Source organism: Lacinutrix chionoecetis (assembly GCF_053604665.1).
This window is the reverse complement of record NZ_JBSHNQ010000087.1, coordinates 310559-324969: the sequence shown is the minus strand read 5'-3', so window position 1 is coordinate 324969 and position 14411 is coordinate 310559. Positions and strand designations below refer to the sequence as shown.

The 14411-nt window shown below is 31.5% G+C and carries 12 protein-coding genes; 4 read left to right on the top strand and 8 right to left on the bottom strand.

From position 1 onward, the window contains the following. The first annotated feature begins 3 nt into the window (after positions 1-3). Together ACVC43_RS16400 and ACVC43_RS16395 are read left to right on the top strand one after the other, a co-directional pair. Positions 4-540 carry a GNAT family N-acetyltransferase gene (locus ACVC43_RS16400; protein WP_452225626.1) on the top strand — a complete coding sequence of 179 codons (537 nt, stop codon included), beginning with the start codon at positions 4-6 and terminating at the stop codon, positions 538-540. After that, positions 537-884 carry a hypothetical protein gene (locus ACVC43_RS16395; RefSeq protein ID WP_452225625.1) on the top strand — a complete coding sequence of 116 codons (348 nt, stop codon included), beginning with the start codon at positions 537-539 and terminating at the stop codon, positions 882-884. Before ACVC43_RS16400 ends, ACVC43_RS16395 begins: the two co-directional genes overlap by 4 nt. A 5-nt stretch (positions 885-889) precedes the next feature. Here ACVC43_RS16395 and ACVC43_RS16390 read toward each other — a convergent pair whose 3' ends face one another. The 5 genes from ACVC43_RS16390 to ACVC43_RS16370 form a co-directional block, all read right to left on the bottom strand. Next, complete coding sequence (locus ACVC43_RS16390; RefSeq protein WP_452225624.1) at positions 890-1363, bottom strand: CBS domain-containing protein; 474 nt, start codon at positions 1361-1363, stop codon at positions 890-892. Between the two features lie 178 nt (positions 1364-1541). Then, complete coding sequence (locus ACVC43_RS16385; RefSeq protein WP_452225623.1) at positions 1542-3635, bottom strand: M13 family metallopeptidase; 2094 nt, start codon at positions 3633-3635, stop codon at positions 1542-1544. A gap of 127 nt (positions 3636-3762) precedes the next feature. Next, on the bottom strand, positions 3763-7179 hold the full coding sequence (locus ACVC43_RS16380; RefSeq protein WP_452225622.1) for a VPS10 domain-containing protein: 3417 nt from the start codon (positions 7177-7179) through the stop codon (positions 3763-3765). A gap of 78 nt (positions 7180-7257) precedes the next feature. Next, on the bottom strand, positions 7258-7800 hold the full coding sequence (locus ACVC43_RS16375; RefSeq protein ID WP_452225621.1) for a nuclear transport factor 2 family protein: 543 nt from the start codon (positions 7798-7800) through the stop codon (positions 7258-7260). Then, complete coding sequence (locus ACVC43_RS16370) at positions 7797-8318, bottom strand: hypothetical protein (protein WP_452225620.1); 522 nt, start codon at positions 8316-8318, stop codon at positions 7797-7799. The genes ACVC43_RS16375 and ACVC43_RS16370 overlap by 4 nt, the downstream gene beginning before the upstream one ends. Positions 8319-8473: 155 nt before the next feature. Between ACVC43_RS16370 and ACVC43_RS16365 the strand changes: the two genes are divergently transcribed. Next, complete coding sequence (locus tag ACVC43_RS16365; protein ID WP_452225619.1) at positions 8474-9418, top strand: NAD-dependent epimerase/dehydratase family protein; 945 nt, start codon at positions 8474-8476, stop codon at positions 9416-9418. A gap of 445 nt (positions 9419-9863) precedes the next feature. Next, complete coding sequence (locus ACVC43_RS16360) at positions 9864-10148, top strand: hypothetical protein (protein ID WP_452225618.1); 285 nt, start codon at positions 9864-9866, stop codon at positions 10146-10148. A 100-nt stretch (positions 10149-10248) separates the two neighbouring features. Here ACVC43_RS16360 and ACVC43_RS16355 read toward each other — a convergent pair whose 3' ends face one another. The 3 genes from ACVC43_RS16355 to ACVC43_RS16345 form a co-directional block, all read right to left on the bottom strand. Next, positions 10249-10704, bottom strand: coding sequence for a hypothetical protein (locus ACVC43_RS16355; RefSeq protein ID WP_452225617.1), 456 nt, complete (start codon positions 10702-10704; stop codon positions 10249-10251). Positions 10705-11200: 496 nt separating this feature from the next. Continuing rightward, positions 11201-11782 (bottom strand): hypothetical protein, encoded by a 582-nt coding sequence (locus ACVC43_RS16350; RefSeq protein ID WP_452225616.1) that lies wholly within the window; start codon positions 11780-11782, stop codon positions 11201-11203. Positions 11783-11863: 81 nt separating this feature from the next. Beyond that, positions 11864-14317: an outer membrane beta-barrel protein gene (locus ACVC43_RS16345; protein ID WP_452225615.1), complete on the bottom strand. Its 2454-nt coding sequence runs from the start codon at positions 14315-14317 to the stop codon at positions 11864-11866. Positions 14318-14411 lie beyond the last annotated feature (94 nt).

Below are 14411 nucleotides of genomic sequence, written 5' to 3'. Positions count from 1 at the left end.
ACAATGACCTTTAATATAGAAACCGAAAGATTATTACTTCGCGACATGCGAGACACCGATTTAGAAGGCATGTTCGAATTAGATTCCAACCCGAACGTGCACAGGTATTTGGGCAACAAACCTATTAAAACAAAAGATGAAGCTAAAAAAACTATTGAAAGCGTTTTACAACAATATAATGAACGAGGTATTGGAAGATTTGCAGTTATAGAAAAAGAAAGTGGAACCTTTATAGGTTGGTCTGGAATACGCTTAAATACAGAATATAATATGAATGGTTTTACCAAATATTACGATGTAGGTTACCGTTTAATAGAACGTTTTTGGAATAAAGGCTACGCAACAGAATCGGGAAAAGCAGCGGTAGCATATGCTTTTAATACCATGAGGTTACCAGAATTATATGGCACAACAGAAATAGGAAATCAAGCATCGCATAATGCATTATTAAAAATAGGTTTACATTATGTTGAAGACTTTTTTTTCGAGCAAGAACAAGTGAACTTACGTTGGTACACCATTAAAAACAAGTTATTATGAATAAAAAATGTCCAGAATGTGGAGATAAAATAGTTGGTAGAATAGATAAAAAATTCTGTAGCGATGGTTGCCGTAATGCTCACAACAACAAAGTCAACAAAGACGGCAAAAACTTAATTAGAAATATTAATAACCGCTTGCGTAAAAACTGGCGGATTTTAGAAAGTTTAAATCCAGACCAAAAAACCAAAACCACCAAAACGAAATTAGTAACAAAGGGTTTTGATTTTAATTATTTTACAAGTATTTACACCACAAAAGCCGGAACCATATATTATTTTGTATACGACCAAGGTTATTTACCTTTAGAAAATGATTTTTATGCTTTAGTAAAACGAAAGTAATAGACCTATCTCCAGTTTTGTCCTTTTAAATCCAGTGCTGCTTTTAAGATATCTTTCTGGCTTATTTGTCCTACTAATTTTCCATTTTCCACGATTGGAAACCTTCTTATTTTTGTATCTAAAAACTTATTGGCAGCGTCAAAAACATTCATATTGCCATCAATAGTTTCCACATTTTTTACCATTCTTTGCTCCACTTTGTGTTGCTCCATGGGTAAATTGTGGTAACGACTTTCGCTAATATCCTTTAAACAATCGCCTTCGGAAATTATTCCAACCAATTCATTATTACTGTTAACTACTGGACCACCAGAAATTTTATTTTTTATAAGGGATTGTATCACCTCATCCACCGTCTGCTCAGGTGTAAAAGTAATAAGATCACGAGTCATAAAATCACTTACCCTAAAATCTCCCTGATTATTGCTGTTATTTTGTTGCGTCACCTTTCGTGCGCCTTGAAAACTTTTAATTCCCATAGTTTTTTTGTTTTATTTTTTACCCAACTAAAGTTACTCATTTTTAGTCATTTAACCTAAAGCATTAACACAGCTCAAATTTTCTTACTTTTAAATCAAGGGTTTAACCTTACAATGGTGTTAAAAAAAAAGCCTCGTTCTAAAAAAACGAGGCTTGTTACTATTTTCTATTTAAATATTACCAGATTCTTACACGGTCTTCTGGTGCAATGTACATTTTATCGCCTTCCTTTATATCGAACGCTTCGTAAAACGCATCGATATTTAGAAGAGGTTGTACCGCTCTATTCATTCCTGGAGAATGCGGATCGGTTTTAATTCTTGTCTTTAATGCATCGTCACGCATTTTAGTTCTCCAAACGGTTGCCCAGCTCATAAAGAAACGTTGTTCTGGTGTAAAGCCATCTATATTTTCTGGTCTTCCGTTTTCTTTAAAGCTTAATTGTAACGCATCGTAAGCGGCTAAAACACCACCTAAATCACCAATGTTCTCGCCTAAAGTAAATTTTCCATTAATTTTTACGTCTGGTAGTACTTCAATAGCATCATATTGTGCTGCTAAAGCCGCGCCCAAACTTTCAAATTCTTTTAAGTCTTCTGCAGTCCACCAATCGTTTAAGTTACCATCTTTGTCATAACGTGCTCCAGAATCATCAAAACTATGTGAAATTTCATGACCAATTACTGCACCAATACCTCCATAATTTACAGCATCGTCTGCTGTATAGTTATAAAATGGTGGTTGTAAAATGGCTGCTGGAAATACAATTTCGTTGTAAGCAGGATTAAAGTAAGCATTAACAACTTGTGGTGCCATATACCATTCGCTTTTGTCTACTGGTTTTCCTAATTTATCGATATCCTTTTTAAAATTCCAAGCACTTGCATTTAAAGAATTTTGAAGATAAGAACCGCCTTCTTCTGTACTTTTAATTTCTAAGGCAGAATAATCTTTCCATTGGTCTGGATACGCTATTTTTATTTGTGTGGCTTTAAGTTTTTCTATGGCTTTTTGCTTCGTTTCTGGGCTCATCCACTCTAGGTCATTGATTCTGTTTTCAAAAGCCAAAATTACATTCTGAATCATTTTTTCTGCTTTCGCCTTAGCTTCTGGTGGAAACATTTTATCTACATATAGTTTTCCTAAGGCCTCACCAATTGTACCGTTTAAGCTTCCTAAAGCACGCTCGTCTAAAGGACGTTGTTTTTTATCTCCATTTAACGTTTTACCATAAAACTCCCAGTTTGCTTTATCTAATTCTGTAGATAAACGACCTGCGGCTCCATTAAGTGCATCCCATCTTAAATAGGCTTTCCAATCTTCAACATTCCCCTCTTTTAAAATTTCCTGTAGGCGATTAAAGTATCCTAAATCCCCAACAATTACAGTGTCTAACTTTTTAACACCAATACCGTTTAAGAAATTTCTCCAGTCAACTGTTGGCACCATTTTCTGCAGATCTTCAATAGATCTTGGATTATATCTTTTACGTGCATCACGTCTATCTACTTTATCCATTTTACTTTCAGCAATACGTGTTTCGAAAGCTAAAATTCTATCGGCTTGCGCTATAGCTTCGGTTTCTGTATCACCTAAGTATTGTAACATTCTTGCAATGTGTTCTTTGTATTTAGCTCTTTTTTCTTTAGAATCTTCGTCATCTTTAATATAGTAGTCTCTATCTGGTAACCCTGTGCTACCACCACCAACATAAGCTACATTTCTGTTACTATCTTTTGGATCTGCACCAACACCAATACCGTAAAGTCCACCTCCACCTTTTGGCTCCATTTCTATCATGTATGCCTGTAAATCTTCTATAGAATTTATAGCCGCTATTTTTGCTAAATAAGGCTCTAAAGGTTTTAAACCTTGCTCGTTTCTTCCAACCGTATCCATTATTGTTTGAAAGTAATGCACAGCTTTTTCCTGATCCGATCCTGGAAGAACCTGGATTTTCTCCATGTCCTTATTATCGGATGTTGCCGCTTCAAGTATGCTTAATGCATCAGCATCGGTTTTTTTTCTTAATTCCTGGAAACTTCCCCAAGTCGATCTATCGTCTGGAATGTCGTTAGTTTCCAGCCATTTACCATTAACGTATTTAAAGAAATCGTCGTTTGGTTTGACATTAGTATCCATAAAATCTAAATTGATTCCTGGTGTTTCCTCAAGTTTAACAATATCTTCTTTTGGTTCTTCTTTACAAGCAACACTACTTAGTAATGCAAAAACACCCAATAAAGGCCATGTTTTAAAATTAGTTTTCATTTTTTGGTTCTATTAATTGATTTTAAGCATGTAATTTACATAGATATTTTTATGTAACCATTTCATTTAACAAAAAAAGCGTATTCAGGTTTTGAACACGCTTTTTAAGAAGTAGAAAATATTTCACCTATCTAAGCATCAGCTTTTTAGTCAATTTACTGTTTTTGTTATAGATGTTTAAAAAATAAACACCCGAAGCATATTCGCTAATATTTATTTTATGTTGATTGTTAGTGGTTTTTATATTTTTTTGCTGAAGAATTAATTTCCCAGTAACATCGTAAATATCGAAATTAAATGTTTGTGGTGTTTTGGTTTTAATATTAAATAGTCCATTTGAAGGATTAGGATAAACCGCAAATCCATCAATATTAAATTCTTCTACACTTAATGCATTTTGAGTAACCACTAAGTTATCAATTATTGCACCTTCTTCGGTTACCGATTGATCGCTTTGAAAAACAAATCTAAACATCATTGCAGTTTCTGCAGTAAATGCCGAAAGATCGTAACTGTAAGTGGATAAGTTTAAATTCTGGCCAGTCCATTGCGCACCTGGGCAATTGTAACAATTATTTCCTGGTACAGTATCGCTATTGTACCAATTAGGATCTTGAGCTGTCCCTAAAACAGTCCAGTTTAAACCTTGATCTGTAGAATATTCCATGTAAACTACATCCCAATTTGTTTCTAATTGATAAGCCATATCAAACTCTATGATAGGACTTGTAAGCGATGTTAAATCGTAACACTCGGTAACCAAATAGCTTTTAATATTATTACCATATTCGCCCACTAAATTTGTACCATATACTTGGTTCGAAGGGTTTGTAGTGTCATTTAACACAGCTCCACTTGGTATGCCTCTTTGCCAATATTGGGTTGTACCACCTTCGTCTGAAACTAATAATGCGTCGTCAACAGTTTCAAAAGTATTTACAACCTCAACAGTTGCTAAAGCGTTGGCAAGTATGGTTTTGGTTTCTGAAGTATTATTAATACTATAAGCATCGTTTGTAGTATTAACCGAAGCTTTAAACGTATGCGTTCCTTTAGCTAAATTAATTTGCGGAAGGGTAACCGTTGTACTTGCTTCTGATGCTAAAGTTCCTGTCCAGTTAAAAACGGTGTCTACACCATCTACTGTATAGGTTATATCTGCGGATGTAATTGTACTCAAACCATTATTACTAATTTCTACCTGTGGCGTAATACTCGCATTACATTCTATGGCAGTACCAATTCCTGAAAGGGTAACCAACTTTAAATCTGTTGGTGCTAATTCTGTTGGAATTACAGATTGCCAAACGCCTCGTCCATAAGTAGCTGCTGTAATTTTGTTATCGAAGATATTAATTTCTATATCTGTAACGGTTACATTAGGTAAGTCGTTATTAAACAACTCCCACACTAATGTATCGTCATCGTAACGATAAACACCCAAACTGGTTCCTAAAAACAATGGATTTTTAGAATGCAAATTTTGATGCTTAATAATATTCTTAGTAACATTTGGTAAGCCATTAGAAATAGATGTGAAGTTTAAACCTCCATCTGTAGATTTAAAAACCTGACCGTTTGTTCCCGAAGTGGTAACGTAAACGATGTTACTATCTGCTGTGTTTACTTCAATTGATGTAATATTACCTGCAAAATTTTCGGCTAAAGAAAATGTAATCCCTCTATCGGTACTTTTTCTTAACGCTCCATTAATACCAACATACATATTATCTGGGTTGAAATCGTCTATTTCTAAAACATCTATTCGCGAACCAAAGTTTTGTGACACTTGTACCCAAGCACTATTTTCTAATCTGTATACCGAGTTGTATCCAGCGTATAATTCGCTATCACTATTCATAAACAATGGTGTAATCCAATTTCCAGATTCCGGACTTCCCACGCTGCTACTAATACCATTTCCTGCAGTACTAGAAATATATAAGTTGCCTCCACTTTGAATAAAACCGTAATAAATATTAGAATTTGCCGGATCTATTGCTGTGTCCATACCATCGGCTCCGTAATAATTTTGCCATGTATTATTATTAAATGCATGACCACCATTATCTTGTAAACCGCCAACCATTTTATTAGAAGACTGTTTTGAAACCGAAATACGATAAAACTGGCTAATTTGCATTCCAGCAGTAAGATCTGTAAAACTTACAGCTGCATTATTAGATTTGTAAAAACCACCATCTGAACCCACAAGCATTTCACCATCAAAAAATCTGATAAAATGAATATCTGCGTGAGTGTATGTTGAGCTAAATGGAGCACTCCAGTTATTAATTTTTGTAAATGAGGCTTGGCCAGTGCCATCCACGTTGCCTTTCCAAACATTTAAAACTCCAGTATAAATTTCGTCTGCATTGGTGTCTGACACGGCAAAAGCCATATCGAACCAACTTTGTGTAGATTCAAAAATATCGCCAACCGATGCTGGTGTTGCTACTGTAGAAAAGGTGTTACCTGAATCTGTAGATCTATAAATACCTAAAAAACCATAACCATTATCTGAAGCTAACACATAAACCATATCTGGATTTGCTGGTGACACATCTATTGCTAATCTTGAAATTTGCGAGGCAGATGGTAATCCAGAAGAAATAATACTAAAAGTATCACCATGGTCTGTTGATTTATAAAATCGATTTGAAGAGGCAGCATAAACAATAGCGTTGTCCTGAGGATTAACTTTAATATCTCTAATGTTTTGTCCTTGTGTACCATTTGTATTATTCCAGCTCACTCCTGCGTCGGTTGACTTATACACGCCACTATTTGTGGCCACCCAAACGATATTCGCATTGGTTGGGCTTACATAAATATCGTTTAAACTCGTTGGCGTATTTCCTGCATTTAAACCTGTGGTATTCCATGTTATTCCTCCATCGGTAGATTTGAGGACTCCAATAGCTTGGGCATCTCCACCATCGTCATCACCCGTTGCTATATAAATTGTTCCAGGATTAACATAATCTACGGCAATACCAGAAACGCCTATTTGTGGTAAATTGTCTGTATGCGTATTCCAGGTCAATCCATTATCTGTAGAAATCCAAAATCCACCTGCTGGTGCTCCAGCATAATACGTTCCTGCTACTGCTTCATTTTTAACAATGACGTTTACTCGACCTTGACCAGAAGACCATGAGCCTGTGTTGGTGTGAGTAAAAGGTCCGACAGGAACCCAGTTGCTTTCGTCCGTCATAAAATTTTTAGACGCAGCACTATTTTTTGTTGATAGATAAGTATTCCAAAGTTCTTGAGCATTTGGTAACGTACCGTCTGCTTTTACAAAATTCTTCCAGTAGTTTTCCCAACGTTTAAAAGGTTTGTATCCACTTCCTTTTACATTTGGGTTTCTGGTTTCCCAATAAGTATTAAAGGCGTTTACTACTTCTTTAAACTTTACCGGATTATCTGTTTTAGACCTCGCTTCAACATTTATACTCTCCATCCAAGGTGCGTTTTCAACGTATTGCGCATGAACATAAGAGAAAAGCAGAAAGCAGATTATTGGAGCTAAATTTTTCATGTTAGTTTTTTTAGGACTGTAAAAGTAAGTGTTTTAAACCAAATTGGAGAAATTTTAACACTTTTAATCGGTAAAAATCTACCTTTCGTCCTTGATTTTAAGCTTATTAGTAAGCAAACTATCAAAATCTGATTTCATCTTTACAACCTCAGATACATTTTCATTGGGTATAGCAATAGACAAAACGTAGTGTGCTACTTTCCATTGGTTATTTTCAAGTTTTAAAACGCCTGAGCCTCTGCAAAGTTTCATTTGGGTATCTAATAACTCGTCAAACCATGCTAATTTGTTATCGTCATAAACATAAATATGCCTTTCTACCGCTGTAAAACTCCAGGCTTTGCCTTTGTCGAAATAAGGTTTTGAAAAGGTTCTAAACGCTTCATTTTGCCAATTTTCGGTGGCATCGGTTCCTATAAAAACACCATCATTGGTCATTAAATTAAAATAGTTGTCGAAATTTGCTTCGGCAGCAGCTTTATGCCATTGATTTAAAGTGGTATTAGCAGCTTTCTTAATATCTTCTTTAGAAACAGTTGTAGTGTTTTCAGTTTCTACTTTAACTTCAGTTTTACAACTTATTAAAAAACAACTTACTAATAATGCTAATAGAATTCTCATAACGAATCTGGTTTTATTATGTTTTGTGCTTCTTTTTCAAATTTCTTATTTATCTGGAGCGTAACATAAGAAAAGGATTGCAAAAGCTCTTTAATAGCAATGAGTCTTTCTCTTTTACTAATGGTGTTTAAACTTACCGCTTCTCTAAATTTTAAGAGTTTTGTTTTTAAAATAAGAAGTCTGGCTTTAATTGGCTCGCTATTTATAGTGAAGGGTATTGTTGTTTCTAAATCCTTAAGGGTGGTGTTAAAAACCTCATCGTCTGCTTTAAAATAATTAAAGTCACCCTCTTTAACAGCCTCAATAGCTCTAAATACTGTATTGTAAGCTTCCCAAGAATCTAAGGTCTTTTTTGCCTTACTATCTATACCGTAATCTATATAGTTAATTTTTGAGATATCTTCCTTGGTGATTCTGGTAGAGTCTACTGCATTGTTATTGATTTCATCTGTACTATTTCCTTCATTTTTACAATTAAAAAGAACTAATAAAACAATAAGGATGTTTAAGTATTTCATAGAATATTTCATCTTTAATAATACAAATATATTGTATTCAAGTATTTATATTCTTAGGAATATCATAAAAAAGACCATGGTATATTAAATTCGCTTTTTAACAATAAGTTCTTTTTAATCTTACTATTTTTGAAACTCTATTATATTTTAATTCTATGTCATCAAAAATTTTAATTATTGGAGCTTGTGGACAAATTGGCTCTGAACTTACTTATAAATTAAGAGAAATTCATGGTCATGACAATGTTATTGCCAGCGATATAAGCTATAATAATGTTGAACTTGTAAATTCGGGAATTTTTGAAATTGTTGATGCTATGGATTACAAATCTGTTAAAGTATGTGTAGACAAGCATAAAATTGATACTGTTTATTTAATGGCTGCCATGCTAAGTGCGACAGGTGAAAAATACCCAATGAAAGCCTGGGAACTTAATATGAATTCTCTATTTCATGTGTTAGATTTAGCAAAGGCTAAGTTTATTAAAAAGGTATTCTGGCCAAGTAGTATTGCGGTTTTTGGGCCTTCCACACCAAAAGAGAATACACCACAATATACTACTATGGAACCCACAACCGTTTACGGTATTACGAAACAAGTTGGTGAGCGTTGGTGTGAGTATTATAATCAAAAATATGGCGTAGATGTACGTTCTATACGCTATCCTGGAATTATTAGCTGGAAAACATTACCTGGTGGAGGCACCACAGATTATGCTGTTGAAATATACCATGAAGCACTAAAACATAATAATTACGACTGTTTTTTATCTAAAAACACCGCACTACCCATGTTGTATATGGACGATGCCATTAAAGCCACTATAGATATTATGAGTGCAGATACCGATGCTATTAAAATAAGGTCATCGTACAACTTGGCAGGTATTTCTTTTACTCCAGAAGATATTGCGGCTTCAATTAGAAAATACTTACCTGATTTTAAAATAACCTATTCTCCAGATTTTAGACAACAAATTGCAGATTCCTGGCCAAAAAGTATAGACGATACTGAAGCTCGCGAGCAATGGAACTGGAAACATAGTTACGATCTAGAAGCAATTACTAAAGAAATGTTGATGCAGTTGAAAAAACAGTAATGATTAAAAATCTTACTGTAATACTTTAATAACCTGATACCACAACTCTCATCCGCTCCAAAACTAAGAATAATCGAAGTGTCCGTAAACTTGGAGATAGGAGACGAATTCTTATATTAAATTTTATGACTTTTATCTAAATGCTGTATTTTCATGTAGTAAATTGCCATTAAAATTAAAAAAGCTCATTTTTTAGATGATGATTAATTACAGATTTAACGTGCTCGAATGTTCTATACAACGAAAATTAAAGCCAATACAAATTATTTCGTTAATTGTTTTTCTATTCTCTAGCGTGTTATTATGGTTAACGACTGTGTTTAATATTCAGCTGAACATAATTTTCTATTTACTTCTAACTTTAATTTTAATAACATTTTCTTCAACAATAATTATTTCTCTGTTTTTTATTAAAAAGAAAAAAATAGGAATAATTTCCATTAACATGGAAACAATTATTTTAAATGGAAAAGAAATATATCAGACCAATGATATGTACTTAGATTTAAATACTAACTCTATCGATAAAAATATAAATCTCAAAAAAATACCTTTTTGGGGTAACTATATTAGACATAAAAGTCAAAAAATAATAATTGAGTTTGAACCTAATTCAAACCTCATTAATGCTATAGATCTGCTAGAGGTCAGAAATAGTAAAAGATCAGTTCTTCAATTTAAAACATCTGAAATTATTAAAGAATTTCTTGAGTTTATATGGGTGTCATAAAAAAGGTCTAAAATTTGAAAAATAGCTGTTTTATTTAAGCCCTTTATTTATGAAACTTCACAACTATCTCTAATTTTATTATTTTAGTAAATAAGGAAATTTATTCAGAAGGTATAGTCTCCAAAGCCTTAGAATTAATTACATAATTATTTATATAAATTTTTTCTCCTTCTTTAACCAAATCAAATTTCTCGAAAGATTTACTTTTGGTATAAGTAACAAAATATATTAAAGTTACATTCCATTCATTTTCTAAAGCTGATCTTTCTGTCGACCATTTATACAATTCTTTAGACTCATAGTTTCCTAATCTCTCATTATAGAAATCAAATGCTTTATTGAAAGCATTAATATCTACATTTTTTTTAAAACCTGTACTCAATAGATTTTCATTTTTATCGTAGTCAAAATCACTTATGTTCTTGTAAAAAACATTTACGATTAATTCAGCCTTTTTTCTTTCAGATTCTTCATTGTTTTTAGCAATGTCAAGATTGCAACTAAAAAATAATAAAAGGATAGAAACTATGTGGTATTTATTGATATTGGATTTCATATTGTTAATCTAAGTCGTATGATGTTTCTGTAATTAGAATTTGTATATATTCATTTTTACTACGTGAAAAGTAACTATTTTTCTCATAACCTGTATTCGAAAATTTGAAAGAACTGATTAAGAATTACTTATTTTATTTTTTAGTAAATAATTTAATAATGATTAGAACGCTCTATCATACTTTTTTGTGTTAGAAATTTTCTCTAAAAAATCCACACATCATTAAACAAAAAAAATCCGATACAAAATTGTACCGGATTTATAACTTGCTCCCCATCGTATGACACTATCGAACGAATTGTATTTGATTATCAAAGAGTTAGCTTGATCCGCTTAAATATTATAATTAAATAATTGGCATTAAAATATAGTATATTAACTATTAATTTAAAAAAAATATTTTTCTATTGTTTATTGAATCTATTCAACATATACATCACAATTTTGTGTAGGACTTAAAGTGAAACTTATTCATATCAATCTTTTATTAAATTTATTAAAAATTTTCACTAGTAATCGGTCTTAACTTTCTTGATAGTTTTAGTTCTATAATCGAAACTAAATCCTCCATATCTATATCAAATAAATAAGCATGAAGTCGAAGTTTTAAATTTAATGGTTTAGCCCAATGAAATAATTGCAATCCTTGTGCATCAATTTTTGAATTATATCCTAAATGTTGGACTATACATTTAGAAAATTTCGATTTAGTCATTCCAAGATAAAGAGCTTTAGACTCTTTAAATAGACTTTTTCGAATTGAAGGCATAGATCTTGAATTTTTCATTCTTTTATATTCAGATATGGCATTTAAACAAGTGTCATTAGTAGTGTCAGAGACAATCTCAAACCAATACAATATTGGTCCTATTAAGTCGCTTATTTCTTCAAAATCTTTTGCAAATTCTTTAGAATTTTTAATGTCTATTTCGTTCCAATTTTTAAGTTGTGAACAATCAATATCTAATGAATAATTTTTTCTTGCTCCAAATTTCTCTACATTACCTAAAGCTTGAATTAGTTTAGTAGAAATTACTTTAAAATCATCATTAAGATTTAGAGATTTATCGTTATTCATTTAATTATTTAGATTTAAAGTTAATAGACTCTCAGATTAGAGGATATGAGTAAAACTTGAGCAGTAGATTATGCAAAAAAATTAAAGCCTACTCTTTAGTTCATCATTGGCAATTTTCTTGTTTTTAATTTTTCTCAGTTTAGAATTTCCAAAACTGTAATTTAAACTTAATGAAATAGATTGAGTAAACTCATTTCTTATTTGTTGATTAGACAACTGTACTAAATTACTTCTGTATCGTATTCTGGATTCTCCATAAGTATTAAATATATCGCTGATATAAAGAGTTGCAGAAAAATTATCATATGTCTTTTTTAATCCTATGTCAGTTTTGAAAAGGGCATTTTCTCTCTCAAATGCAACATTTTCAATAGGACTGTTATATCTAAAAATTGTAAATGCCAATAAGCCTTTATTTTTTGATAAATAAAACACGTTGTTAACATTAAAATTGTAATTAATATTATTAATTTTCGATTGCGACAAATTATTTGTTTCATCTTTAAAACTTAAAAAATTAAGGTTGCTTGAAAAATTCATTTCCCAGAATTCCTTGAACCAATTTTGTCTCGTGTAAAATTGCAAATAAGTTTTTGTTGAATTTCCGTAATTTATATTCGTATTTTTTTGAAGTACCTCACCATTTTCGATTACTGGAATTATAAATTTATCAGATTGATTATCCATATAGCTAAACCCAGCAGAAATATAATACTTATAATTTATTGCATACATAGCATCAGCATTATAATAAATTATGGGTTGTAAAAAAGGATTGTTTTCCAAAAAATAATTTGGATTGATATATGTTCTTCCTGGCAATAATGATTCTATGGAAGGTCGTTTTATCTTTTTAGAAAGAGCTAATGAAATTATTTTTTTTTCTTTTATGGTGTACGCTAGTGAAATATTAGGAAACAAGTTCACATAACTAGAGTCAATTTTTTGACCAATAGTCTTATTTTCACTTAAATAATTAGTTCCTTCAACTCTCATTCCAAAAGTTGCATTAAGTTTTTTACTAAATGTTTTATAATAACTTACATATCCAGCTAAATAATTCTCTTTATAAATATAGGTGTTTGATAAATTTGAGTCTAATTCAAATCCTGAATCAGTTGAAGTAAAATAAAACAAATCATTTTCAAAATTGGTTGTACTTGCTTGCGTCCCAAAACTTATTGAAGTTGTATCGTTTATTTTAGATGCATAATCTACACTTCCAGAAATATTAAAAAAGTCTTGAGGGAAAATATTTTTATATGAACGATCGTTTGGGTTTGACTCAACAGGAAGCACACGATTAAAAGATCCAATATCGGTATTATCTTTTCTAAATTGATTATAATCAATATTAATCGTGAGTTTTCTTTTTCCTATAGTATCATATTTGTGTTCATAGAAAGCATTTCCAAAATTATATATATAATAATCCTCTCCATCAATTGGCGAGGAATATGAAGAGTCAACTACTGCGTTATTTACAGGTCTATAATTAGTAAGATTACTTTGATTACTATCACCATCAACTTGGGATATAAAACCATTAAAACTAAGTAAATTTTGATCATCAATATCATAATCCACACCTAAGCCTCCACCTAAAACAAAATATTTTCTCTCATATTCACCATTTGTTGTTTCGCTTTGAGTATTTGAATTTATTATCGCATTTTCGGTTGAATTGTAATTAAAACTTTTATTAATAAAGGGTGAAACACGTATACCTATCTTTCCTTTTCTGTAGTTAAGTGAGCCATTTAATATTGTAGTATTGTATATATCAGCTTGTTCTCTTGTTAATCTTAAATTTGCAAGAAAACCTTCATCTAAATTTCTTTTTAGGTTAATATTTAAAACCCCCCCTGTAGTATTTGCAGCATATTCGCTACCAGGATTTGTTATAATCTCAATATTTTTAATATTTTTAGCAGGAGTAGCTCTTAAAAGAGAAGCAATCATTTCTTTTGGTAAATTAGACTTTCGACCGTTAATTATTATTAAAGTGTTTTCTTTATTTATTATCGATAGTGTCTCGCTTTTAGAATCAAAATTGATTAAAGGGGTTATTTTTAACAATTCTATAACTGAAAGCCCTTCTTTTAAGGCTTCATTTGGAGTATAAATAAATCTATCTGATTTCGAAATAAGTGTTGGTTTTTCCGCATTAATAGTTACTTCGGAAAGACTAATTGCACCGCTATTTTTTATAATTAGCTTAATAGGTTTATTCATAACAACATTCAAAGTATCCGATATTTCACCTAAATACCTTGCGAATATGAACATATTTTCATCTGAAGATATAGTATCAAGTGATATTTTAAATGCCCCAAGACTATCAGAGGAATCTGATTTAAGTATAGTTGTTTTATCGGTATTTAGAACATGAACAGTACTGAAGGGAAGAGGTTTTTCATTAGAATTCAGTACTAAACCTTCTATAACATTCTGAGAAAACAGTGAGGTAATTGAAAGGATTAATAAAATGGGCAGAATAATTTGTCGCTTAGAAAGCTTATAATTTAAATCCATTTGTAGGTATTAGTTTTATTTTTAATAAATATAAAAACATCATTTTAGAATTAAGTATATAAAATTAATTATTTTCTTATAAATATTTAAAACG